The 24563-nt window shown below is 43.9% G+C and carries 19 protein-coding genes; 6 read left to right on the forward strand and 13 right to left on the reverse strand.

Translation table 11 applies throughout. The features are described 5' to 3' along the window. Positions 1-117 precede the first annotated feature (117 nt). Positions 118-2055, forward strand: coding sequence for a hypothetical protein (locus IEX60_RS17065; protein WP_188752614.1), 1938 nt, complete (start codon positions 118-120; stop codon positions 2053-2055). Here IEX60_RS17065 and IEX60_RS17070 read toward each other — a convergent pair. The 6 genes from IEX60_RS17070 to IEX60_RS17095 all read right to left on the reverse strand — a co-directional run bounded on the left by IEX60_RS17070 (position 2052) and on the right by IEX60_RS17095 (position 11049). Beyond that, on the reverse strand, positions 2052-4814 hold the full coding sequence (locus tag IEX60_RS17070) for a PAS domain-containing hybrid sensor histidine kinase/response regulator (RefSeq protein WP_188752615.1): 2763 nt from the start codon (positions 4812-4814) through the stop codon (positions 2052-2054). The genes IEX60_RS17065 and IEX60_RS17070 overlap by 4 nt on opposite strands. A 314-nt stretch (positions 4815-5128) precedes the next feature. Then, positions 5129-6802, reverse strand: coding sequence for a PepSY-associated TM helix domain-containing protein (locus tag IEX60_RS17075; RefSeq protein ID WP_188752616.1), 1674 nt, complete (start codon positions 6800-6802; stop codon positions 5129-5131). Positions 6803-6806: 4 nt separating this feature from the next. Beyond that, positions 6807-7088, reverse strand: coding sequence for a hypothetical protein (locus IEX60_RS17080; protein ID WP_188752617.1), 282 nt, complete (start codon positions 7086-7088; stop codon positions 6807-6809). Between the two features lie 2 nt (positions 7089-7090). Continuing rightward, positions 7091-7423 (reverse strand): hypothetical protein, encoded by a 333-nt coding sequence (locus IEX60_RS17085; protein WP_188752618.1) that lies wholly within the window; start codon positions 7421-7423, stop codon positions 7091-7093. A gap of 71 nt (positions 7424-7494) precedes the next feature. After that, positions 7495-8715 carry a DUF4374 domain-containing protein gene (locus IEX60_RS17090; protein WP_188752619.1) on the reverse strand — a complete coding sequence of 407 codons (1221 nt, stop codon included), beginning with the start codon at positions 8713-8715 and terminating at the stop codon, positions 7495-7497. A 12-nt stretch (positions 8716-8727) separates the two neighbouring features. Beyond that, complete coding sequence (locus IEX60_RS17095; RefSeq protein WP_188752620.1) at positions 8728-11049, reverse strand: TonB-dependent receptor; 2322 nt, start codon at positions 11047-11049, stop codon at positions 8728-8730. 566 nt (positions 11050-11615) lie between these two features. On the opposite strand from IEX60_RS17095, the gene IEX60_RS17100 reads away from it, so the two are divergent. The 4 genes from IEX60_RS17100 (at position 11616) to IEX60_RS17115 (ending at position 15744) form a co-directional block, all read left to right on the forward strand. Continuing rightward, on the forward strand, positions 11616-12776 hold the full coding sequence (locus IEX60_RS17100) for an ATP-binding protein (RefSeq protein ID WP_188752621.1): 1161 nt from the start codon (positions 11616-11618) through the stop codon (positions 12774-12776). A gap of 301 nt (positions 12777-13077) precedes the next feature. After that, positions 13078-14259, forward strand: coding sequence for an ATP-binding protein (locus IEX60_RS17105; protein ID WP_229717616.1), 1182 nt, complete (start codon positions 13078-13080; stop codon positions 14257-14259). 82 nt (positions 14260-14341) lie between these two features. Continuing rightward, positions 14342-14959 carry a type IV toxin-antitoxin system AbiEi family antitoxin domain-containing protein gene (locus IEX60_RS17110; RefSeq protein WP_188752622.1) on the forward strand — a complete coding sequence of 206 codons (618 nt, stop codon included), beginning with the start codon at positions 14342-14344 and terminating at the stop codon, positions 14957-14959. Then, positions 14956-15744, forward strand: a complete 789-nt coding sequence (locus IEX60_RS17115) for a nucleotidyl transferase AbiEii/AbiGii toxin family protein (protein WP_188752623.1) — start codon at positions 14956-14958, stop codon at positions 15742-15744. Before IEX60_RS17110 ends, IEX60_RS17115 begins: the two co-directional genes overlap by 4 nt. Before the next feature lie 39 nt (positions 15745-15783). Here the strand turns inward: IEX60_RS17115 and IEX60_RS17120 are convergent, their stop codons facing one another. Continuing rightward, positions 15784-16215 (reverse strand): WxcM-like domain-containing protein, encoded by a 432-nt coding sequence (locus IEX60_RS17120; RefSeq protein WP_188752624.1) that lies wholly within the window; start codon positions 16213-16215, stop codon positions 15784-15786. 81 nt (positions 16216-16296) lie between these two features. On the opposite strand from IEX60_RS17120, the gene IEX60_RS17125 reads away from it, so the two are divergent. After that, the gene (locus IEX60_RS17125) at positions 16297-17259 is read left to right on the forward strand and encodes an MraY family glycosyltransferase (RefSeq protein WP_188752625.1); all 963 of its coding nucleotides are present in this window, start codon (positions 16297-16299) and stop codon (positions 17257-17259) included. 6 nt (positions 17260-17265) lie between these two features. On the opposite strand, the gene IEX60_RS17130 is transcribed toward IEX60_RS17125, so the two are convergent. From IEX60_RS17130 to IEX60_RS17155, 6 genes are all read right to left on the reverse strand, one after another. Next, complete coding sequence (locus IEX60_RS17130; RefSeq protein ID WP_188752626.1) at positions 17266-18168, reverse strand: NAD-dependent epimerase/dehydratase family protein; 903 nt, start codon at positions 18166-18168, stop codon at positions 17266-17268. Between the two features lie 12 nt (positions 18169-18180). After that, the gene (locus IEX60_RS17135) at positions 18181-19446 is read right to left on the reverse strand and encodes a glycosyltransferase family 4 protein (RefSeq protein WP_188752627.1); all 1266 of its coding nucleotides are present in this window, start codon (positions 19444-19446) and stop codon (positions 18181-18183) included. A 24-nt stretch (positions 19447-19470) separates the two neighbouring features. Next, entirely contained in the window at positions 19471-20604 is a 1134-nt protein-coding gene (locus tag IEX60_RS17140) for a hypothetical protein (protein WP_188752628.1), read from the reverse strand. 160 nt (positions 20605-20764) lie between these two features. Continuing rightward, positions 20765-21904: a glycosyltransferase family 4 protein gene (locus IEX60_RS17145; protein WP_188752629.1), complete on the reverse strand. Its 1140-nt coding sequence runs from the start codon at positions 21902-21904 to the stop codon at positions 20765-20767. Next, a complete protein-coding gene (locus IEX60_RS17150; RefSeq protein WP_188752630.1) occupies positions 21904-23325 on the reverse strand; it encodes an O-antigen polymerase in 1422 nt (473 codons plus the stop codon). Before IEX60_RS17150 ends, IEX60_RS17145 begins: the two co-directional genes overlap by 1 nt. Then, entirely contained in the window at positions 23322-24509 is a 1188-nt protein-coding gene (locus IEX60_RS17155; protein WP_188752631.1) for a TDP-N-acetylfucosamine:lipid II N-acetylfucosaminyltransferase family protein, read from the reverse strand. The genes IEX60_RS17150 and IEX60_RS17155 overlap by 4 nt, the downstream gene beginning before the upstream one ends. Positions 24510-24563: the final 54 nt, after the last annotated feature.

Genomic DNA, 24563 nt, shown 5'->3' on the forward strand with positions numbered 1-24563 from the left:
GCGGCTACGGGCTATGCACTCGCCCGGTTCTTTCAAAACTGCGTACGTATCTTCCGAAGGCGATGGTGAAAAGCGCTTCAGGAACAACCTATTGCAATTCAAATTAAGCTTAACGCTATGAGGATCTCCACTGTTTACTCGCTGCTGCTGACGGTTACGCTGGCACTGTTTGTCACTTCCTGCAAGAAAGACGCCCGGCCTGTCGGCCCCGATGACGGAGAAGACACCTACACGGGCCCCAGCACGGATGTCTCGCCACTAGAATATGTAACCGTGCTAATACCCGGCGGCACTGCCTTGGCTGAAAACGAATACGCCGCAACACTTGGAGAAACCGAGGTAACGTTGATCCGCCAAGATGAGCATACCCTTGCCTTTCTAGTTCCGCCGGATGCAAAACCGGGAAAGAACAAATTGGTAATCGCCGGTTTGGAAAATCAGGAGTTGCATTACACCATTACCGAGAAAAAGTTAGACGCCACCCCCGAGACGGTCATCCGGCCGTTGCTGGAGAAGTTATCCGTATTGAAAGCGGCACTTTCCGACAGTCCCGAAGACGCTAATTTGAAGCTCAACATCACCAATTTTGAACTGTTGATAACAGAGTCTTCTCCGGAGGAACGAAAGCAGTTTGCCCTGTTTTACGAATTAAACAGCGACATGCTGAACAATCTGATTGACTATCGGTTTACGGCATCCGAGGAAGGACTCCCGGTTGCACAGTTGAAAACCGGAGTCGGGCGTTTTTCTAACACGACGTATGCATTTGAAGACGATGACCTTATCGGCCTGCATCCCCGGGTACACCTTAGGAAATTCTGTGGTTACGTACTGACATTCGCCATTGCGAATTTCGGATTTATCAATTCGATAAAAGCCTTCGCAAGCTCCAGATCAGCCGGAGAAGTAATTTTTTGGGGAGCCGCCACCTTCCTTACCGGTATTGTGGCTGCTAATAGCCTCGTAGAGGCCGCAAACCATTTTTATCAGTTCCTAAAGATCAAGCTAGCAGCCTTGGAGCACAATATCGACGAGTTCGGGCAGCTGGATTATCCCTATGGCACCTGGTATGATGTTGACGATACACAATCTGTATATCACCGATACAATCAGCCCAACCCAACCATGGGCATAGCTGCAACAGCGGGGTCGATACAAGCAGTAACCGGTGATGGCTCCCCAAAACCGTTACTCATATTGGCCAACCAGCCTAACAAGTTCACCTTCACGCGAAAGATGAGGGCCGTCATCGAAGATGACCGCCATTCAGACAGCCCCCTCCTCAACGAATTTTTCGAGGCCTACGACAAATACAACGAAATGGCATCGGATATCAACGAGTACATTGCGTTTGTCAATAAAAAAGTCTCCCTGGCAAACCTGTCGCCCCTTCAAACGCTGTACATCCCCTCCGTTCCTACGTTTAAAAACGTTCCGATAGACGCTGCATCGTTCAGTACGTACACCTTTTCGCTCGACCACCCGTCGTTGTCACTGGTCGGGGTGGTGCTAAACCATGAAAATCAATTACTTTTACAAATTAACATAGACGAATCAGACTGGACGCCGCGTATTACCTCCGAGTTAACATACGAATATATAGATCCGTTAGACGAGACCCCCCAACAAGGATCCATTCCGATCATCGTTGACCAGGGGCCTCTTGTCGGCACATGGAGCCTGGAATCTTCTGAGCTGAGCTGGTCTTACTGGTCGGGCAAAGAAGAAGACAAGCCCAGCAGGCCTAAGCCGGATCTGTTTGAGTCGTATCTATTTGAGGGCGATCTGCGATTTACGCCTATAGAGATGCATTTTGAGAATCTGGGCAACACGGGTGATCACATGTATTATCAATCCTATCAGCTTGTCGGTAATGATATTGCCGTCAACGACGGTTATGTCTTTACCATGGGAAAAGACGGTAGCGAGATGAAGTACCTTTCAGATGGGCGTATCCGGATACGGAAAGAGTATACGCTTTTCGAGGATGAGGCCATGACCGTGCGGGTGTACTCGTTTATCCATGAGACATTTTATAAAAAAGACAGTCGTTAACTGCGCATCCCTTTTTTGTTTGCGACTTTCAGCAGCATGCCGAGTAACTCTTCAGGCACAAAGGGTTTATTCAGCATATCGTATATGCCTATTTGTGCAAACCGGAACCGTACGTCGCCCATGATATCGGCCGTAAAGATGACAATTTTTACGGCCGGATATTGTTTGAGCAACTTGGTAGACAGTTCATATCCGTCCATTCCCGGCATGTGCAGGTCTACCAAGGCCACGTCATAGGTGTTTGCCTTCAGCAGTTCCATCGCTTCGTGTCCATTCATCGCACAATCGACCTGTACTCCGAAATAAGTAAGCTGCTCGCGAGTGACCATCACATTCACTTTGTTATCTTCTACCAATAACAACCGGATGGATCCGAGTTTACTTTCGTATTCCGACAAATTCTGTACAGGCAGTGATAGTTCTATCGGCTCCTCCTTTTCGGCCCTGTCAAACACCAGTTCAAACGAAAACTCCGATCCTTTGCCCACTGTGCTGTCGACAAAGATTTTGCTTTGATGCAACTCGATGAGGTGACGGGTGATGGCCAGTCCCAGCCCCGTTCCTGAACGGGGTTGCTGGTCGTCCTGCTGATAACCCTGCTGGAAATCATCAAATATCTTCTCCTGTAATTCTTTCGGGATACCCATTCCGGTATCCTTTACCGAAAAATGAAGGTATACCCGGTTTTCCAACTGTTCCACTACCTGAACAGCAATCGTCACCTTTCCCGTATCTGTATACTTGATGGCGTTGCTTACTAGGTTGTTCAGGATTTGGCCTAAGCGAACAGGATCACCGATCAGACGTGCTGGAATTTCCTGATCCATTAGGCTCACCAGCCGGATTCCTTTGGCCTCTGCTAATGACAAAAACTGGTTTCTGATGTTACGCACTAGCCCCGGCAGGTCCAGCGTGGTCAGCGCCAGTTCCACCTTATTACGTTCCATCTTGCTAAGATCGAGGATATCGTTAATAAGTCGGAGTAGGTGGTCGGCCGAGAACATCAGGTTTTCCACGATTTCATGCTGCTGCTCGGTATGGCGGAGTCTAAGTAAGTTTGCTGTACCGATGATGCCGTTGAGCGGTGTACGGATTTCATGGCTCATGACCGATAGGAAATCGGCCTTCGCCTTTGCTGCCTGCTCGGCCAGTTCCTTAGCTTGCACGAGGTTCATAGCGGCCTGCTTTTCGGGGGTAATGTCCATCACTGCGCCGCGCATCGCTATCACCCGCTCGCCCTCCACTACCGGAACACCACTCACCCGCAGCCATTTTTTCTGATTCCCAATGTTTGCCTGTACCTCCAGCACATACGGTAAACGGTGGTCGCGGCAATCTTGCATCGAATCCCGGATCAGCCGTTGGTCTTCTGCACTGAAAAATGATAAGTATTTTTCAGGGTTGGACACATCGAAATCCTCCGGCACACCGTATAGGGCATACACCTGTTTGGTCCAGAAAGCTTGTCCGGTGGCAAGGTCGAGTTCCCATCCTCCGGTATTGCTGATCTGCTGGCTGAAATCTAACAATTGATTGCTGCGCGCCAGTTCCTGTTGGATAGATTCCACGGCGTTCCGCTGTGCTACCTGTTCGGTTATATCCATCAATATCCCGCGTATCTTGGTCACCCGTCCCTCTTCCACAATGGGTATACCGATCACGCGGACCCATTTCTTCTTGCCTATAGCAGTGGAGATGGGCATTTTAATATCGTATGGTTTACGGGCTTTGACGGCCTGTTTTATATGCTTTTCCAAGGTATCTCTTTCCGGCATATCTAAAAAGGCGTACGCCGATTCCTCATCCGATACGGGTTCCGGTGCGCGGTCTACGATCAAATACAATTGATCGGTTCCTCTGGTCTCACCCGTACCTACGTCGTATTCCCACCCCGCAATCTTTCCAAGTTCGCTGCTGAAATCATAGAGTTTGTTATACCACTCCAGTTTTTCCTTTTCCCGTTTCAGTTCGTCCAGGTACCTCACGCGTTCGGTGATGTCCTGGACAATCAACGCAAGGCGGAATGCCTTGGGGTCGTCATTTGCTTCAACAGCTACGGCCTTTGCACGGTACCACCTGTCCATGGCCGGGTCCATGTGGCGATATTCCACCACCCCTTCCTTACCGGTACGGATGGCTTCTTCCACCGGCTTCTGGAACATCGGCGCCCGGTCGCCAAAAACCTGCTGAATGGATTTGCCCAGCAGCTGATTCTTCGGCATGAACAACAGTGATTCGTCACGCACCCATACGTTGCGGAATACCTGATTGCCATCCAGTTCAAAAATAATATCTTCGATCACCGAAATCATCGACTGAAGATACGTACTCAACTCCCGTTGCCTGGTTTCGCTGCGTTGCAACTGTTGAACGAGGAGATGCTGTTTGGAAATGTCACGCACGTAACCCATGAAAAAAATGGGTTCGCTTTTCCGATAAGTTAAGAGTTGGATGTCAACGAGGCAACGGCGCCTGCCTGATTTTGAGTGATTAAGGGCTCCTTCTAAGGTCAATTTGCCTTTGCGCTGCCGTATGATGCGGTCCAACCCCTTCTGAAGCACCTTCCCATCATCAACCCCGATGATAGCTGTCCATCCGGAACCCAGCAGTTTCTTTTCCGATTCACCCGCTAATTTGCAGAAAGCCGTATTTGCAAATACAAGTTCTCCCGTTCTATCGAGCTGAAATATACCAAATGGTGCCTCCCGTAGTATCTCATGCATCACAGGGCTCAAGTAGCCTGCAAAATCCATTTTCATAACCTATGGGTTTTTCGTACAACGTCTCTTTTCATAGCAATGAAGCCGGCAATTATTTTCACCACCAGCTGGCTTTCAGCGACTTTCAAGAGGCCGCTATGCTTGGCTCGTACCTTTTGCTAATGGCAATTTATACAGGTTTCATCTGCGCATCTGCGCTTGGTTATCATAACGTATAATGTGGGAGTAAAGGTAGTGGTTTTTATGTATTCTTAGGTTGAAATTTTTAACTGAATCTGGAAATACAACGTACTCCAGATTCAGAGAGCTGGAATTGGGCAACCCGGCCGATTTATCGTACCGTAGGGTTTAGGTCAGGCAGACGGAACGGACTCTTTCACTGCAATGACCCGCTTTTTCGGTTTATCAACTTTTTTGCCGTCCAACCAGAGGCGGTAGAAAGCAATCAGTCCCACAATACCAATGGACAGCCATAGGAAATCGACCACAAAAATATCCATAGCCCCCGTGCGTTGGGCAGTCCACATCCAGTTGCCGGTTTGGATGCCATTGACTACCGGTACACACAGCGCCAAGAGCCCCCCTGCAAGCAACGTTTCCCGGTTGGTGACCTGCAGTTTGCGGCGTGCGATGTAAAAGACAGACAGCGCCAACCAGCTGTAAAAATACACCCGGTAGATGAATGCCTGATCTGCGGCGGGGTTGAGTTTGATGGCGATAAACGTAAGTGCCGTGACGGGCAGCATGGTCAGGCATATGGCCACAAATACATTGGCCGCCCAAAAGTTAAACTTCCGCTTGTGGGCGGGTATGCTCTTCTTATCCCGCGCCACCAGCCAGATCAGGATACCGGAGATAATGACGAGACATCCCATAATGCCCAGCACAAAAAAGCTGATTTTAACGGGATAACCGCCAAAATCTCCGAAGTGCAGCCGGTATACAAGCGCTTTGACGCGATCTACGTAAGAGGCAGACGCTACCGGTGATTTTTCGTGGACAATGGACTGCGTAGCAGGATGGAAAACAATCTTACCGACACCGGCAAAATTCCTATTGAAATTCGGGGTTGCTTCGACGGCGATGTGCATGCTTTCATCCCCGTAATTCTTGATGTATATGCGGCTCACATGGCTATCGGGCCAACGGTCGGCTACCTGTTTCAGGTGGGGATTGAGCGCTACGCGATCTGGCAGCGGTTGATAGCGATATTCATAGGTGGTATCGTCGTTGTACCCAAGTTCGGTATATAATTTCTGGCTGTCGCCATCGTATAGGAATTTGCTGAACGGCAGGATTAAGGCGGTATTTACAATCAGTACCACACCCGTGACCGCATACATGAGCTGAAACGGGAAACCGATCACGCCCAACGCGGTATGCATATCGGTCCATACGGTTTTCCACTTGTTCCAGGGACGGAACGTAAAGAAATTAGACACGATCTTATCCCAATGCAGCAACAGGCCGGTAATGAGTGCGAACAAAAAGAGGAACGAGACGATACCGGCCACCAGGTAGCCGAAGGGGGTTCCGATGCGGATGGGTACCTGGTTGAGCTGGGCAAGGAAGTGAAGCCGGTAAAGAAATTCGCCCATGTCATACGATTCCGCATAGGATGAAGGTTGTTTACGCTGGAAATCATACTGGAAGTAAGCCGCGTCCCCGTTGCCCCTGCCACGTCCTCTCCTTCCATTTTGTGGCGGCTGCACGGCCGCTTTTTTCTTGACCGTGGTATCCTGTGAAGCGCTCATGTTTACATACGCCTGCACGTTATGGTCCTGGATGTAGAAGGTGATGTCTCTGCCCAGGAGATTGTGTGCGGTATGGAGCGAATCCAGGAGGAAATCATAATCATTGGCCGCAGCCTGGTAGGTGTGGGCAGATCGATTTTTTTGCCATGCGGATATTTCGTCTTTGAAAAAAGAAAACGACCCGGCGAAGAAAATCACATACAGGATGGCACAGATGATGATACCGCTGATGGTATGCGTATTGAAATAGATGTTATACTTGCGGATGTTCATACGGTCAGTTGTTTAGCAGGTGATATGCACCATAGAGTATCACAATGAGTACCAGGTAAATGCCCCATATCTTCCACCCGCTTTTACAAAGAAAGGCGACCAAGAGCAATACGGCCCAAAGGATGTAGCCTGTGATGAACGCAGTAACCACCACTTTCCTTTGATCAAACAGGTGTGTGAGCAGCAGGTGCAGGGATAGCATCACGAAGTAGCCCCCCACAAAACCTGCGGTGATTTTAAGGAAACGCTGCCACGGGGAGCTGAGGTATTTTTTATTCGCAGGCATGATTAAAAGATAAGGGTTTCCAATAGCAGTGCAGCCACGGCTACTGCTGCCAGACTCGTGGTGTTAACGGAGCGGAGCGGTTTCAGCAATATGAGCAAACTATAACTGGCCATCAAATATCCCACCATGGCGAATGTGCCCGATCCCAGTCCCTGCAAATACATAACAGCGGCCCAACAGACCATAAAGATCAAGGTACCGATGGTTCTTGCGAACGCAGGCTTTTGGGCCATTTTTTGTAACCATCGGGGTTTGCTCTCTGTTTTTACTTTGTCTGAAGCGACAAAAAACAGCAGGGTTCCCAAAAAGATCCCTATAAAAATTGTACTATACATGAACGTACCTGTTTAAGAAAAGCTTCCCGAAAACCGTGAGGGTATCCGGGAAGTTTTTATACTAGAACAGTTTAATCAAGGTGATGAATGGCCGTAATGGTGCCTCCGTCTACACGAAGTCCCTGTGTGGCACTCGCATTGTCCGAGTCAATCTTGTAAATATAACCGACACCCGATTTCAGGTTTACGCCTACATATCCGTGGCGGCCGTCTCCTGCACTGTAATTGCCCATGTTTGTTAGCGAATTGATCTCATCCACAGTTGGCATACCCGTAACCAGTTTGAAGGACTTGTCTATGACGTTAATAATCCCAAGCCTTTTACCTGCCGAATATTGACCTTTTTCTTCTTTTGAGGTGACCAGCACAATGAATTTATTGCGCCCTACGTATAACCAATCGGTGATATTATAACCACCGGAATTCTGCTCCACATTAAAGAAGTAAGACTGGTCAAACTCAGTGGTTCCGGCGGGGATTTTGACCACAGCCGATGGCTTGGTAGACGAGATTTTACCATCGGTAACCGCTACCGAAGCCGAGAACGCGTACACATCGCCATTTTCCACTACGCCCAGGCCGTCTACGAAATAGCGGCCGATGAAGCTGGTCCGGTTGTCTTTGATGACCTTTTCCAATTGCATATCGGGGTACGAGTAAACCGCAATCCATGCACTGTCTGGGTAGGCAGTCTCGAAAGAAGCGCCGCAGCAGGCTTTGATAGAGAAATAGGGTGCAAACACTTTGTTGCCTACCTGTTTGATCCAGCTGAAGTGTGCCAGCTCACCATTGCCCGAAGGGGCAGACGTACTGACCTTGCCTTCGCTTTCAATCTGCAAGGTGTTGGTGTTGATGCGGTACCAGCTTGCAAACGGATTGGTAATATTACGTGATATTTTCATCAGCAGCAAGTCATCGTTTACCGGTGCAAATGCCTGAACCGTTTCCGTCTGGAAGTTGGACAGTTTGTTGAGCTTGCCGTCCACAATATTGTAAGTAGTTACCGCTCCCGGATTTCCCTGCCCGTAAAGCAGGCTGAAAAATTTGTCGTTGTGTGTCACATAATACCGGTAGGTTCCATCCTGTTCAGTACCCTGTCCGGCCGTCGAGATAGCGCCGGTATCCAGGCTGCTGGCGGTCAACAGGTAGTCGGCAACCCCTGTGGTGGCCGCAGGGGTTACGGCGATGATGAAGTTGCCGGGATTATCCGGCTTGCGATCGTCTTTGCTGCAGGAAGCTAGCAGTATGGCTGCTGCCATACCTAAGAGAAGCGTGTTGGATTTGATATTCATTTTTTTGATTTTTTATTTTTTGTTAATGAAATAGCGGAGATTGAGGTAGAAGCCACGACTGGGCTTTTGCAGGCTGAAATTGTCGTACATCCGGGTATCGGTGATGTTCTTGGCTTCCAACGCGATGTTATAGCGTCCATCCTGCAGCGAATAAACCACGTTTACATCGTGGCTGATCTGCTGCGGGATATCCAATTTGTCACCACCACGGCTGGGCCAATAGAGATAGAAGGCATGCACATAGAGCAGGTTATAGCCGATGTGCAGGGTATTCCCGGCGCGGCCTATGTTACGCAGTACCACCGCTACGTCTGCATTACCGAACAGGTAAGGGATGTTGGGCATCTGGTCGCGGTATACGACGCTGACCCCGGTATATCCCTCTTCGTACTTCTGCGTGTTCATAATGTGCTGGTAGGTTGCGGTAGCCCCGGCCATGAGCCAGTTTTTGAAAGAGTACCGCAACTCTGCATCACCACCGAAGGTTTCGACACCATCCCGGTTATCGGCCACGACTTTCGACTGATTGTTGTTGAGGCGATAATAGATATAGTCGTACGCACGCCGGTAGATCAGATTAGTATTCAATGAAAAACGGTGGTCCTGGCGCAGCGAAAAGTCATAAGCGACCCCGACATTGGCGTTGTTGCTTCGCTCAGGGTTGAGTTGAAAATTGGCCTCTTGGTTTTCCACGTCGCCGAATATTTCATAGGCCGAGGGCATGCGGTTGGTCAGCTCATAGGAAACTTTGAGCTGTACCTGCGGTGTGAGGTAGTAAGCCGATGCCAATCCGTAGCCCAGCTTATCCATCCCGTTGCGCTCATCCGGCCCGTTCTGGTTGCCTTGGTGGATGTATTTCAGAAACAGGGTGGTGCTCCACAGGTCTTTGATGTCATAGTTATATCCGAGGCCCATCACATTTTTATAGGTTTGCTTTGTACGCTCATAATCGGCATTGGTTGGGTTAAGCGGATCGCTGCCTTCTCTCCGGAACGTGGAGAAATTGTTGTTGAGCGTAAAGGAATGCTTTTCAGCAAGTCGATAGTTGACCGTAGCAGTAGCAAGCCCCTCGTTGTTGCGGTATTTGTATAAGGAGCGTGAGCGTTCTCCACTGTTGGTACCCGTAGGTTTTGAGTTGCCGAACCAGTCAAACCGTGCGCTGACGGTGTCGATGTTTCGCTCCGATCCGAGGTTGTAATTGGCGTTGACGGTTACATCCAGCCCCTCAATCAGGTTTTCCTTCTTGTATTTGAGGGTAGGCATGATGGTAGTGCCCCGCCTGTGCCAGCCACCGAATACCGATACCATGCGGGCACCGGTTTGGATTTCCTTATAGTTCTGACCCAGGGTGATGCCGGCGAGCAACTGATCGGCAAACCGCTTGTCAACCACGCCCACACTGGCAATGATCGCCTCGTTGTGATACGTATCGTGAAAACGGCGTACTTTGGTATTGGGTGCATAAGCCCCGGTATTGATGTCGGCCGCATCTACCGTAACCTTATAATTATTGTCGGAGTAATTCTGGTAGGCGTTGAACCGTACGGTAAACCCTCCTTTTGTGGTGTGGGCCGCATTGATGACTGAACGATGCGTATTGAACGATCCATAGGAATAAGAGACATCCACGAAGTTCCGGTATCGGTCGCCCGTCACAATATTAATGGCACCACCCAGCGCATCCGAACCGAGCCACATGGGCACCACCCCTTTATACACTTCGATACGCTCCGCCGTGTTGATGGGGATGTTGTTGATTTGAAACGAGCTGCCGAAATTATCCATTGGGATTCCGTCAATGAAATAGCGGATGTGATTGCCCGTGAACCCGTTGAGAGAAAGGTTGAAATTGGAGCCGAGCCCACCCGACTCCCGCACGCGGATACCTGCCACGCGGTCAAGCGCACCGGAGATGTCCATCGTGGTGTTGTAGAGTTTGGTAGCATCTACCGCTGTCACGTTGTATGCCTGCCGGTTTACCTCCTGCGCCTTGGTAAGTCCCATCACCTCCACCGTTTCCAGTTCATTGGTTTTGGGCACCAACGCAATCTGCAAGGTATTGGAGCCTAGTGTCAAGGTAAGGGTCTGAACGTACGGTTCAAATCCCACCGCTGAGACCTCAACGCGGACCTGCCGTCGCCGGATGTTGGAAATTCGATAATGCCCCTCTGAGTCGGAGATGGTGGTTTGGTTGCCTACTTTAATAGTCACCCCGTAAAGCGGTTCACGATCGGCACCGATGACGGTTCCTGTGAGGTTATAGGCTGATTCCTGTGCGTGGCACCATAAGGCACCAAAAAATAGTACGGTTACGTAAAATTTAATATATTGCATTGCTTTTTACTAGTCTGTTGAAAGCCGGCCGTTGTACCTGCTAAAGTTGATGGCCGTGTGTATTTACAGTCAGTTACCGCTGAATGTAAACGCATATACCGCGTACGGAGATTACCGTCTCCGGCGCGGTTTTTCTATTCCATGTTTATGTCATCTCATCTTTCAAAAAATTCATTCGTTACTTTGGAGTCCAACATTCGCCCTTTATACTTATTTAGATTATGTATAAATAAACGGAAGCAAAAGTAACAAATCCATCGATAATGCAATGAATTATTTTAAAAAAGGTTGCAGAAAAAGGCGATTTCATCTGCACACGCCAGCATCGCTCGATTTTAATACTGCACCATACACCGTTGTTCCTGTCAAAATCGAGCTGCCACGCCGCCCCCCTAATAGGTACTAAACATGCCTGCTTTGACAAGAAACTGGCCATCGTAGATTTTTCTGTGATATTTCGTTAATAACACCTGTGTAATTTCATCACCAAATGTTGTGATATATAATCAATAACTATTGTGTAATTTCATTAGTAGCATTATCTTTGCGTCTAAAGCAATCCTATCATGTTTATTAAGAGACGCATCACGCGACAGATCGTGCTACAGCGGGACAAGTTTCCTGTATTGGCTGTTACAGGGCCTAGGCAATCAGGAAAAACAACCCTTTTACGCAGACTATTTGAGGATTATCGATATGTGACACTGGAAAACCCCGATAACCAGCAGTTTGCAGCAAGCGATCCCGTTGGCTTCCTCGACTATTACGGAAGACACGTTATTTTCGATGAAGTACAACGAGTGCCCCATCTATTTTCTTATATTCAGGAACGCGTGGACGAAAGTGGACTCATGGGCCACTACATCCTTTCGGGTTCCCAAAATTTTCATCTACTGAAAAGCATTACGCAGTCACTTGCAGGACGGGTAGCGCTGTTCAAACTGTTGCCATTGGATTTTGCAGAACTTACAGCACAAAAGTTGTTGGCTGATGGCTATCCGTCCGTTGCGATCAGCGGTGCTTATCCCGCAATTTTCGATCGAGACATCTCCCCTGCCGTTTTCTATGCCAACTATCTTCAGACGTATGTAGAGAAAGATGTCACGGAGTTGCTCAATGTACGCGACACCAGAAAATTCCGCCAATTCCTTGGCCTATGTGGAGCGAGGGCGGGGCAGTTATTGAACATCAGCGCGCTGGCCAACGAGTGTGATATCACCTTTAATACTGCAAAATCTTGGTTATCGATACTTGAGAGCAGTTATCTCGTTTTTTTACTCCAACCGTATCACCAGAACCGTAACAAAAGGCTCGTCAAGACGCCCAAGTTATACTTTTATGATACTGGATTACTATGCCATTTATTGGGAATTAACGATGCAGGTCAACTCGAGACGGATCGTTTAAAAGGCAGCGTGTTTGAAAATATGGTGATTGCCGAGTACCAAAAGAGGAATTACCACCTATATGAACATCTTGAGTTTTTCTTTTGGCAGGATACTCACGGAAATGAAATTGACCTACTTTGGCAAGTGGGGCAAACGTTCCATGCCGTGGAGATTAAAGCCACCAAGACAATTACCAACGAGCTTTTCAAACAATTGGACAAGTTTGAAACCCATTTAGCGCCTTCTACTCCTATACAGAAAACGTTAGTGTATGGCGGTGCGGATTCGCAACACCGTACGAATTACGAGGTGAAAAGCTGGAGAGAGGTAGCGGATTAACGCGTTTAATGCTCCCTTTTGTTTCCAAAATGCATTATTTGGCGCATAATTTTATGACCTGATGTTTCTGCTGGCACAGGCCAGGTCTGCGTTTCGCTGACTTTATGGCATCGTTGAGTGCTCAAAATAACGTACCTTAGCACCATGGTGCGCAAATACCCCATCGGCCTGCAGAGTTTCCGGAAAATCCGGGCGGCTTCCTTTACGCCGATAAGACGGAAATCATCCACCGGCTGGTTACCACGGAATTGAGTATTTAAAAAAGTATTACTATTTTTAAACACTCACTTTAAGAAAAGTAATGAAATTCTATAATCGGCGTATTTTTGATGATCTGAAAGCCCACTTGCCGAAGCGGCAAATTACCGTATTGACCGGTATGCGCCGTACCGGTAAGACCACCTTAGTGCGGCAATTGCTTTCTGAATCGGGAATCAAACAGCAATTTTATTTCGACCTTGAACGCATTGACAACCGTGTGTTGTTTGCTGAACAGAATTACGAACACATCGTCCGTGCATTTCAGCAACAGGGAGCCGATTTATCAAAGCCACTCCTTGTAGCCATTGATGAGATCCAACTGGTACCCAACCTGCCCAGTGTATTGAAGTATCTTTACGACAATTACCCCATCAAATTCATTGTTACCGGTTCGAGTTCGTTTTATATCAAGAATCTCTTTTCGGAATCATTGGCAGGGCGAAAGAAGATCTTCGAGGTATATCCGCTTAATTTCCATGAATTACTGGCATTCAATGGATTGAACGCACCCAACCTGGCGCTATCAGAAGCTACCCAATTTGTAGCCTCAACCTATCAACAATTGCGCCCATATTACGAGGAATATATCCAATACGGCGGTTTCCCAGAAGTGGTGCTCGAACCCTCTGTGGAAGGTAAGAAAGACCTCCTCCAAGACATATTAAGTGCTTATATCAATTTTGACATCAGTGCGCTTTCAGATATTCGAAATCCTGCAAACCTGTACAAACTCATCAAGCTCCTTTCCGTACGGACAGGCTCGCGCCTTGATGTTTCCAAATTAACCAGCATCGCCGGCATTTCAAGACCCACGGTAGAAAACTACCTTTACTTACTTGAAAATAGCTACCTCATCCGTACGATACCTGTTCTGACCGCCAGCCCCGATCGTGAAATTACCAAAGCACGAAAAATCTATTTTCTGGACAATGGCATCGCGTCGGCCGTCGGCGAGCTTAGCAGCGGTGCGAAATTTGAAAATGCCGTCTTCAACCAACTGTTGCACCGTGGTGACGTTGCCTACTACCAGCTAAAGAATGGGAAAGAGATCGACTTTATCGTTAACAAAGAATATGCCCTGGAAGTCAAAGAAACCGCCGTTGAAGCCGATCTTAAGCAGGTGCGGGACCTCGCTGCCAATCTAGGGATTAATGCCTGCTATGTAGTGGGCCGAGATCCGGTCAAACAATTTCCAGCGTTTATATGGGGCGGGTATCTTTGAAGAAGCTTTTTCTTAAAATAACGCACACTCCATTTTGTTTCCAAAATGCATTATATTTGCTGCATAATGGAAACAAATTAAGATGGATTTTCTGACATTCAAGGAAAGATTTTTTCAACTCGCATGCTTCAGTACCGATCAGGTGTATGCATGGCAGCCGGATTTTGACCGGAATAACCTGATTCGCTGGACGAAAAAAGGGCATTTAGTCCGGCTGAGGCAGGGTTATTACACCTTCTCTGAATACAAGGGCAAGGCAGACTATTCCCTGTATTTCGCTAACAGGATTTACAAACCATCTTACATCAGTTTGCATACAGCGCTGGCATTTTACGGAATCATTCCTGAGGCGGTGGTTCAGATCACCAGTATCACGACATTGAAGACGCAATCGTTCAGTAATGATTTTGGCGAATATGCCTATCATAACGTCAGAGAGGATCTGATGTTCGGTTACGATTTGAAACCAATAGAAGGTAATCGGAATCTCCAGTTTGCCAAACCGGAAAAAGCATTGCTTGATCTGCTTTACCTCTATGCGTTCTATGATAACGAGGCGGAAATGGAGGAACTTCGCTTGGACGAGGATTATCTGCAGGATGACCTCGACACGGGGTTATTGATGGAATACGGCAGGCGTTTCAAAAGCAACGCGTTACAACGGCGCCTGGATTTAATGCGTAAAACATATAGATTATGATTCAGCTGGACCAAATACGGAATTATTTTCCCGCCACGATAAGGGATAACGCGGCGTTTGGTAAACACATGATCAAGGAGTACCTGCAATTGGCTATTCTGGATTTCCTGTCAACCACGCCTTACGTACGTAAAACCACGTTTATCGGTGGAACGAATCTCCGGCTGGTCAAGGGGATTGATCGATTTAGCGAGGATCTTGATTTTGATTGCAAAGACTTTTCAAAAGATGAATTTTCGGAGATGACCGATGCCGTTGTCCGCTTTTTGAGGCGCTCGGGATGGCAGGTGGAAACACGGGACAGGGATAATCCCAAGCTGACCGCTTTCCGTTGCAGTATCCACTTCCCCGAGCTGCTGTTTGACTTGGGGCTGAGCGGTCATCGTGAGGAACGGTTTCTCATTAAGATTGAAAGTCAGGATCAAGGAGTCGAATACAAACCCATTGTCACCAACATCAGTGGGTGCGGATTCTTCTTTCCGTTTCCTGTCCCTTCCGATGGGGTATTGTGCAGCATGAAGATAGCGGCGATGCTATCCCGCGCTAAGGGACGGGACTTTTATGACCTGATGTTTCTGCTGGCACAGGCTACACCTGACTACGATTTTCTTGAGAAAGGATGTGGAATTGCAACGCTGGAGCAATTGAAATCGGCCACAGTTGAAAGACTGAAAACGGTAGACCTGAAGTCCAAGCAGCGGGATTTTGAGCACTTGCTCTTCAATCGAGATAACAGTGTACGTGTGTTGCGTTTCGGTGAGTTTATGGCATCATTGAGTTCTTAAAATAACGTACATAGGGTCAGGAATATTGGGCACTATACATTAAAACCCACTCTTTATAAAATAATCTGCCGGGTAGGTATAATCATCAAGTTTCGCGTGCTCGATACCATAGTCAGCAAATACCAATAGTTTGCTCCCTGGTACTAACGCTTGGAAGGCCGTTCCGAAACCTACGGGTACATGTATAATTCGTTGTTCCTCACTTCGCAGAATCGTTTCTTCTACCGGCAACTCCTTAGAAGGCTCACTCCAGTCATCAATCCTAACCGTTTTCATGGAAAAGGCTCCTTCTATGACGTAAAACCAACGTTGTTCAATCCGGTGTGCCCGCCATCCGCGGATTGTCTCGGTATCTTTATTTTCAATTATATAAAATCGCTTCACAGCGGTCATGTCAAAATCATTGACAAACCGAATACTTCCACGATGATCACTGGCAATGCCTCCTTGTGATATGACAATCTCTTTCATAAATTCGCTTTTTCTAAATAGTCGGTTGCAATTTATTAATTCTATTGAAATTCCCCTTCAGAAAAATCTATCTTTGCGCCCATGAGTTACCTGTTCATCGCTATACTGCTTTTTGCCTCTCTTTTGGCATATTTCCGTATAGCAGATCGGTATAATATCATCGATCGCCCCAATGAGCGAAGCAGCCACACACAGGTTACGATCCGTGGAGGAGGGATTGTATTCTATTTAGGTGCGCTAGCTTGGTTTATTTGGAGCGGAGCTACTTATCCTTATTTCTTTGCTGGCCTTACACTCATCGTGCTCATCAGTTTTCTCGACGATATCCTTACGCTATCCAACCGCATCCGTATCAGTATTCACTTGCTTTCCGTTTTGTTGCTCTTTGTAGAGGTGCGGCTGTTTGAATACTCTTGGTACATTGTGCCGATTGCATTAATCTTAGTTATTGGCACCATCAATGCATACAATTTTATGGACGGCATTAATGGCATCACAGCGATGTATAGCTTTGCCGTACTGTTGCTGTTATGGATAGCCAACCGAGATATTGGCTTTATTGATAATCGGCTTTTGTATTGCACTGGCATCGCCAACGGGGTATTTGCCTTTTTCAACTTCCGGCAACGCGCCAAATGTTTCGCAGGAGATGTGGGTAGTGTGGGAATGAGTTTTATCTTGATTTTCGCCATGCTGAGTTTGATTTTGGCTACCGGTAATTTGATTTATATCCTGTTTTTTGCAGTGTATGGCGTGGATAGTGTACTGACTATTGTTTATCGGTTAGTTAAGCGGGAGAACATCTTTAAGGCGCACCGGACGCATTTGTATCAGTACTTGGCAAATGAAGCAAAAGGAAACCGGTTGGTGATTGCGGCGTGTTATGGGATATTGCAGGTGGGGACAGGTGTGCTGGTGTTATATGCCAGTGATTTTCCCTCGACTACGCAGTATAGCGTGGCTTTTTGTGTTCTACTGTTGCTTTCGTTGGCGTATATTGGAATTAGACGGTATGTGCTGGGGGGTGTTTTAAAAACTTCCTAATAACCATTAGACAATCTCCTCTATTTTACTTAATACCGGAGTCGGGTTCCAACCCAGTTCTTTTCGTGCCTTGCTATCGTCAAAGGTCAATGTAGATGTAATCTTCTGCAGTTTGTCTGAATTTATGGGAAAACGCCCCACAATATCACCCGTTTTGGCTAATCCGTTAGCGAGCCAGTACGGTACTTTTATAGGTTTACGTTTACCTAAAGCCTTGGAGATACTTTCTTCTAGCTCTCCGAAAGTAGGGTGATAGCCATCAGTAAGGTTATAAATCCCGCCTTTCTCCACTAGTTTGGGAATAATCCGTGCAATATCCTCAACCCATACCATGCTTTTCCTAGCATCAGCGCGGCCGATACTTAAATACTTTCCAGATTTAATGCCGTTGATCATGGCGTCTAAATTACCTGGTGGGTTTGGTCCTGCAATAAGCGGCAAACGTAAGATGCTTAATCTAACTCTATTCTTTACGGCCCATTCTTTCAACCAAAACTCTGCCATAATTTTACTCTTAGCATATGATGTTATACCGTTGAGAGGCATATTCTCGATAATATCTTCCCCCTCAACCAATCCATAAACAGCGACAGTACTAACGAAAATAAAATTATCTGGCAGCGCGCTCAAAGACTCTAAGGCTTTGCATAGATTTCGAGTGCCCCCAAAATTTGTTTGAAAGAATTCATTCTCTTCTTCTTTAGTTCTGGGAATACTATGAGCCTTACCAGCTAAATGAACGACAGTTCTAGAAATCAACGACGGATCTAATCTATATAATGAGTTCAAAACTGCTCCCTGACTATTTTTCCTCAATTCAGAATAGGTATACTGCGAATTAGACAAATATTTACAGATTACTCTACCTAGAAAGCCAGTACTCCCTGTCAAAAAAAAATCTAATACCATGAAAAAAATACATTATCGTTTTTGCAAAGAATCAAGATTCTCAGATATCTTTTTTGTTAATGATTTATAATTTAATTCCTTAATTACGTAATCGAAACCTAATTTACCAATATCTGACAACTCCTCTGGGGTGTATTCCAACCGTATTTCTTCGATTTTACTCGCCAATAGTTTTGGGTCTTTAGCCTTTATAAACCAACCACAACCGGAATCATTTATTATGGACTGATAACCGTTAAATGAAACCAGAATAGGGCGGGAACTTAACATGTAATCAATCCATTTATTAGGAGACACCCCAAACCTATAGATGTTTTTATCATCCCACATATTTACTAATATGTCAAAATTCGAAAGAACTCTAGGCAAAGATTCCTTGGAAACAGGTTCGAAGAAATGAATATTAACATTTTCGGCGTATGATTCAACAAGCTCATCTTTCAAAGGTCCTTTCCCAATAATAAATATACCGGTATCGGGCGGTAGATATTGAACAGCAAGTAAAAGGTCTTCTACACGGTTAGCTTTTCCTATAGTACCCGCATAGGCAACTGTGAATTTATATTGACCTATTTTATGCTTTACTCTTTCAAGTATTGGTTGATCAACTTTTTTTATTGATTGAGTGGGGTCCAAATTATAGAAACTATCGTCATAACCCATAGGTATATTTATATAGTTAAATTTCTTGGCAATTATAGTAGAAACATGCAAATCAAGCCTCGGCATTGTTCCAATTATAAGGTCTGCATTCTTGTAGCCTATTTTTTCGAATTGGCTGAGTATCTTAAAAGGAATACTCTTTCTACCGTAAGAACTAAATTCTGTCAAAGTCTCTGGCCATATATCTCTAACTTCAACTATTAATTTGCATTTGAAAATTTTCTTCAAAACTGAACATGTAGCAAACGTCAAGATACTTAAAGAAGAAACGTATAAAAAGGCCGGCCTGTTTTTAAAGTGTATAATAGAATATATGAACAAAAAGACCTCAAAAGTAATCCATGATAAAAGTCTTTTAAAAGAAAGACCTAAACCGATAGTACTTCCATTTAAAACATCATTCCTAAATCCCTCGTGATAAAAGGTCTTATAAAGCCCTGAGAAAGAATCCACCTCTCCATAAGCACAAGACCTAGATGAGATTAGCCTAGTTTCAGGATAATTGAAATTTAGAAACTTTGCAATAAAAAATTGTCTATTTGGCGGGCCAAATAAAGAAGATGTAGCATATTTAGAAATTAACCACACACTCTTCCGTTGCTTACGATTATTCACTTGTACGATATAATGTCAGGTTAATCATTTTTTTATTGTATTGTCTGTAATGGTAACATTTCCCTTAGAATACAATTGATCAAACGGCGTAGCATAATTCGCCGGAGCATTGGAAGAAACACCAAAAATTCTAGCAAATAAACCCTTGGCTTTATCATCGGTAGAAACATATTGTACAGTATTGTTTTTAATATTGGCTAATTTAGACGGTTTCCCCCTTATCACGACAGCCTTTCGATCCGGGAAAAGAACGAAAGTGTTATTATAAACGTTTATTTTAGTACCGGCGATGTCTGTATTGTCGTTCCGGTCTTTTCCTCCATGCATATCGACTGAATGAGAAGTCCCGTTCTGTAAAAATACGTTGTAACATGCCTCATAACCTGTGCCAGGAATTCCCGTTCCAGCTATATCGTGTCTATTATAGTCGAAAACGTTCCCCTTAATAAGGGCGAAAACACCGTCCAGATTAACTCCATAACCCAGTCCGACTCGTCTATTATGATGAATATAATTATACAAGATTTTCGCGTTATCCGCGCCCTTTTGTAGACTAATGGCCGCGTGAGTCCACCCATAAAACTCACAATTTTTGACCTCAAGATTAGGATAGTTCGTCTTAATGGCTATAGAAACAGGCACTTTATAAGTGTTTTCATAAACAGCGTTTTTTCCTTCGTACTTTTTATTCCCATGATAAATGTCTTTATCACCTCCATAAAATCTTAAACCAAATATATTTACATTGGATCCACAAACAAACAAGGGAGAAGTTCCTGCAGTCGACGTCTTAATTAAGGCTCCAAGCGCTCCTTCAACCTTACCTCGACCACTTGCCAAAGTGATACCAGAACGGATTGTAATGTTTTTTTGTCCCGAAAGATCAATTTCAACATCGTCATCAACATAGACTATAGAGCCTGACTTCGCGTCTGCTAAAGCTTTAAGTAATTGGTCTTTGGTCCTAACAACAAAATCGGGTGTTCCTACCTTGAAATTAAACATTGGCTTGCCATTTGCCAATCCGCCAGCTAATTCTCCATCGATTGCGTATTTTACATCCGACAATTTCCTTATAGATAATTCCTGACCGTTTCCGCCAACCGCAAAGAGCAAAAAAAATAAACCGATACTACAAGTTTGAGTGAAACTCTTCATTAACTGACACTTCATATTGATAACTCTCCATGATTATGCTAACTCGTCAAATGTACTATCTTCGGTTCCGTTCTCACCTAACGAATAGCTGATTTTACTAAAAAACAGAATATAATACGAAATTAGCCATATAATTCAAGATTACGAAACATCAAGCCGTCTATTCGTCTCTTACTACTGAAGAGCTTTGATAAATATTCAAGTACTGTTGCCCAATTCGCTCCCAAGAAAAATCTGCAGAATAACGAACCGCATTTTGCGAGAACCGTACCCAATCTTTAAATATCTCGTCGCTTTTTTCAATAATTTCCCTGCTGTTACGTGCTATGACACCGTATCCGACATCCCCCTCTTCGAAATACCCACTGATCCCCTCATTTAAGGTATAGATTATAGGTAATCCTTGAGACATTGCCTCAATATAAACTAAGCCAAATGTTTCATGGGAAGATGCCATAACAAATATATTACAGGAACGATAAATCGACATCAATTTTTCCTTATCCAGTACTTTCCCCTTGTAAGAAATTAAATCCGCGTGAGATTCACAAAGTTTTATGATTCTATTCTCGTCATTCCCCCCACCACCAACTAATGTCAAATGTACGTCCTTACCTATTTTGGACATATTGACGATAGAACGGATTAGTATATCGACATTTTTGTTTTTTGAAAAATTGCCTACATAAAGAAAATTTCTTTTAAGTCCACAATCATTTCTAAAACACCTATTAGTCAACCAAAAGTCATCTACACCATTAGGTATCACTACTGATTTCGCAAAAATTTGCGTTCTTAAGCCTTTCGGAACATATGTACTTAATAATCTGTTTCTATAATCCCCCGACAAGAATATCACTTTTTCCGCATTCTGAAGAATTTTCACCCCAACACCCCGCAAATGAACTAAATATTTGAAAAACACATTCAAGTCTGTATTACGAACGGCAACAATATAAGGAATTCCAAAATTCTTTTTTAACGCTAAAGCTATCCCCCCATCGCTAAAAAGAAAATGTGCATGAGAAATTCTAATAGAAGACAAATCAACTTTATCTATCAAATCATTTGAGGTCTTTTTAATTTTACCGAAATAATTAATTCTATCTAATTTATTTAAAATAAACGAATATTGATATTCAACATTAACTAAATTCGGATTTATATTCCTATTCATCTCCTCTTGCCGCCTTACTGGCACATACACTACTTGTGAAATACCTAACCCAGCCATTGTAGAAACTAATAGATCATATAATCTTTGATTTGCAAAATCGCTTGATATTTGTAGAACTCGCATCAATTTTTTTTTCTATATGAGACAAATTTACAAATCTTAATAAAAAGGAAGGGGGCGCATCCCAGTATTATCCAATATAATTTCAAATTACTAAAATCTACTTTCGGATAAATAAATACAAAAGAGAGGGACAGCAGCGTTAATGTAAGAAAACTTGTAAATGTCGATCGCCTAATAGCATATATGAAGAACAATTTAAGAACAACTCCAAAAAAAAACATAAAAATAGGGACTCCTATCGGCCCAAAATTCATATACAGCTCACCAACAGCTGTAGTGGGTAAGGCTCCACTTGGAAGGTGACTATACCATAACTCCTGAGTTATTATACTAGTATTATAGCCATGATTGTTAATTAATTCTAAAGGAAGTATACCAGAAAACAACGACTTGCCATACAAATAACCGTAATCGTGACTCCAAGAGTCAATTATTTTCATAAACAAAGCCACATTAGGAGTATTTCCCTTATCAAAAACGAACATTCCTAATGCACCAGAAAACTCTGATATTAAATCTTCAAAAACAATATCTGTACCAATACTTAGAGCACTGTAGACTCTATAAAAATAAAATACACCTCCCATTAGCACTAAAAACAAAGCCCCTATGATAAACTTTCTATTGTAGATAGAAAGGACCGGCGCTTTACCTATCTGAGAGAAATAAAACATAGCAATAAAAGACATCAAATGTACAACAGTTCCATAGATTCTGCCGACGCTCGCTTTAACAATCGTACTTATTATAACGATTATAAGCAGTTCAAAGAAACTGCTTTTATTTTTGATATGAAGGTAGAGAATAAGGTACGCCCCTATATATAGGAAATGATACCCTGCTGTCGTTCCGCCAACCTCTGAAAATTCATGGTGTCTAAGTGCTACGTTTGAAAGATAATTTAATATGTTCCCTCCTGAGAATCTTACTACGTTAAAAAGAAAGTTAAACAGACCGATTAATGAGAGGATATAGGCTGTACATCGAATGAGTATATCAGACATCTCACTATTATTGCCGCTATGAAATTTCATACTGCCTATTATAGGGTTTTTAAACATCCTGTATCCTGCTATTAGGCATACTAATCCTAAAAGATAATAAAAAGTAGCGAGGTTAAATAACGAGACATAGTCCCCTTTCAGCAAGTATTTATCTATAAAAATTGAATTGTTGAAATCAGTAAAAATATAGTAAATACTTGTCAGAGGAATAGTAATATAAAATATGCAGAAGAGATTAATCGGATTAAAAACGTAGAAATTCTTCTGAGAACCTAAAAATATGGCTATAACAACTAACGTCAGAAATGTCCATATACCAGCAAAAAAAAATTTTCCAGAGAAAATAATAGACAAACAAAGAAACACAAAACACAAAACACAAAATAAAATAGCCCTTTTCTTTTCGAGTAGATTCATACTTCTCTCTCCCTAACGGCTTTTTCAAAGATATTTAATGTCTGAACAAGCTTATTTTTCACATTCTCAGTACCATATAACTCGTATAATACTTTTCTATTTGTAGCGATATCCTCTTCATTTAAGGGAATTAAAAGTTCGGCAGCAAGGTCTGATTGATAGGAAAACACTCTCAGGCCTTTCCGCTTAAAGAAAATGTATACAGGGCTTCTCTCCGAAAGAAAGAGTTTGACACCCAACCACATTAAAATAATGATATTTCCAACAGCTTGCTGTCTTTCATGCGCCATAATTGCAACGTTGCAACTTTTTAATAATTGTATATAATCTTCCTTAGATAAAATTTTTTCGGTCAGTGGAAAAAAATTTTGGGGAAATAATTGCCTACCAAATTTTAAGACTTCTTTTTTGTAGAGATCGTATTCTCCATAGTTCAGGGGAACAATTATTTTCCTCTTTTCTATGCTAAAGTCCCTCAACCTATAAAAAACGTCAATATGGTTAGATGTTGGAGAGGCAGAATTGCCTACTAAAATAGAAGTACCTAAATCTCTATTAGCGTGCTCTAAATGGGAGCCAAAGCTATTCTCCAATGTTGCATACGAGAAACTCACTCTCTCGGCTCTAAATACTGTCCCAAGTCTATGTTTGATTAGATCAAATTCTATAGGAATAACTGTCGCACAAAAATCAATCTTTTCCACCGCTACTTTATATCTGGCCATGATCGACCTACTTACCATACTATAGTAAATATTCTTTGCAACACTTTTTAAGTTAAAAAAACTGAAAAAAGAACTTTTAAAAAGAGCATGTCGCGTTCTCTCATAAAACAACTGTCTATGGAAACCTGGAATCCAATTTAAATCTGTACCCCACGCAAACCAAGCATAAATTTGATGCGGCTTTTTTGTCCTTTTCGCAATCAAGGATGCCTTATAATTATGTAAACAATGAATTAAAATAATATCTGCATTTGATTCCTCAATAACTGAATTGTAGTGATTTGAATTCTTTTTTGCAACAATAACATTCTTTGATTGATATTTCTTTGCAAAAACGAAGTCATAATTATTTGATGGGACACTAATTAAAAAAATATTAGACCCTTTCTTAACCCCTTCAAAAAATTCAATAACATAATCAGTAAATAAAGAATCGCTTATCAAATGCAGAATTTTCATTTATTTAATCACTATTATCCGACTAAAGTCGTCGTTGTTTACATTTAACTATCT

The sequence above is a fragment of the Parapedobacter defluvii genome (genome assembly GCF_014642075.1).
GTDB classification, from domain to species: Bacteria; Bacteroidota; Bacteroidia; order Sphingobacteriales; family Sphingobacteriaceae; genus Parapedobacter; species Parapedobacter defluvii.

What these genes read in the sequence shown, in the direction of transcription:
- IEX60_RS17065 (WP_188752614.1), top strand. Translation starts at nt 118, where the DNA reads ATGAGGATCTCCACTGTTTACTCGCTGCTGCTGACGGTTACGCTGGCA.
- IEX60_RS17070 (WP_188752615.1), bottom strand. Translation starts at nt 4,814, where the DNA reads ATGAAAATGGATTTTGCAGGCTACTTGAGCCCTGTGATGCATGAGATA.
- IEX60_RS17075 (WP_188752616.1), bottom strand. Translation starts at nt 6,802, where the DNA reads ATGAACATCCGCAAGTATAACATCTATTTCAATACGCATACCATCAGC.
- IEX60_RS17080 (WP_188752617.1), bottom strand. Translation starts at nt 7,088, where the DNA reads ATGCCTGCGAATAAAAAATACCTCAGCTCCCCGTGGCAGCGTTTCCTT.
- IEX60_RS17085 (WP_188752618.1), bottom strand. Translation starts at nt 7,423, where the DNA reads ATGTATAGTACAATTTTTATAGGGATCTTTTTGGGAACCCTGCTGTTT.
- IEX60_RS17090 (WP_188752619.1), bottom strand. Translation starts at nt 8,715, where the DNA reads ATGAATATCAAATCCAACACGCTTCTCTTAGGTATGGCAGCAGCCATA.
- IEX60_RS17095 (WP_188752620.1), bottom strand. Translation starts at nt 11,049, where the DNA reads ATGCAATATATTAAATTTTACGTAACCGTACTATTTTTTGGTGCCTTA.
- IEX60_RS17100 (WP_188752621.1), top strand. Translation starts at nt 11,616, where the DNA reads ATGTTTATTAAGAGACGCATCACGCGACAGATCGTGCTACAGCGGGAC.
- IEX60_RS17105 (WP_229717616.1), top strand. Translation starts at nt 13,078, where the DNA reads ATGAAATTCTATAATCGGCGTATTTTTGATGATCTGAAAGCCCACTTG.
- IEX60_RS17110 (WP_188752622.1), top strand. Translation starts at nt 14,342, where the DNA reads ATGGATTTTCTGACATTCAAGGAAAGATTTTTTCAACTCGCATGCTTC.
- IEX60_RS17115 (WP_188752623.1), top strand. Translation starts at nt 14,956, where the DNA reads ATGATTCAGCTGGACCAAATACGGAATTATTTTCCCGCCACGATAAGG.
- IEX60_RS17120 (WP_188752624.1), bottom strand. Translation starts at nt 16,215, where the DNA reads ATGAAAGAGATTGTCATATCACAAGGAGGCATTGCCAGTGATCATCGT.
- IEX60_RS17125 (WP_188752625.1), top strand. Translation starts at nt 16,297, where the DNA reads ATGAGTTACCTGTTCATCGCTATACTGCTTTTTGCCTCTCTTTTGGCA.
- IEX60_RS17130 (WP_188752626.1), bottom strand. Translation starts at nt 18,168, where the DNA reads ATGGTATTAGATTTTTTTTTGACAGGGAGTACTGGCTTTCTAGGTAGA.
- IEX60_RS17140 (WP_188752628.1), bottom strand. Translation starts at nt 20,604, where the DNA reads ATGAAGAGTTTCACTCAAACTTGTAGTATCGGTTTATTTTTTTTGCTC.
- IEX60_RS17145 (WP_188752629.1), bottom strand. Translation starts at nt 21,904, where the DNA reads ATGCGAGTTCTACAAATATCAAGCGATTTTGCAAATCAAAGATTATAT.
- IEX60_RS17150 (WP_188752630.1), bottom strand. Translation starts at nt 23,325, where the DNA reads ATGAATCTACTCGAAAAGAAAAGGGCTATTTTATTTTGTGTTTTGTGT.
- IEX60_RS17155 (WP_188752631.1), bottom strand. Translation starts at nt 24,509, where the DNA reads ATGAAAATTCTGCATTTGATAAGCGATTCTTTATTTACTGATTATGTT.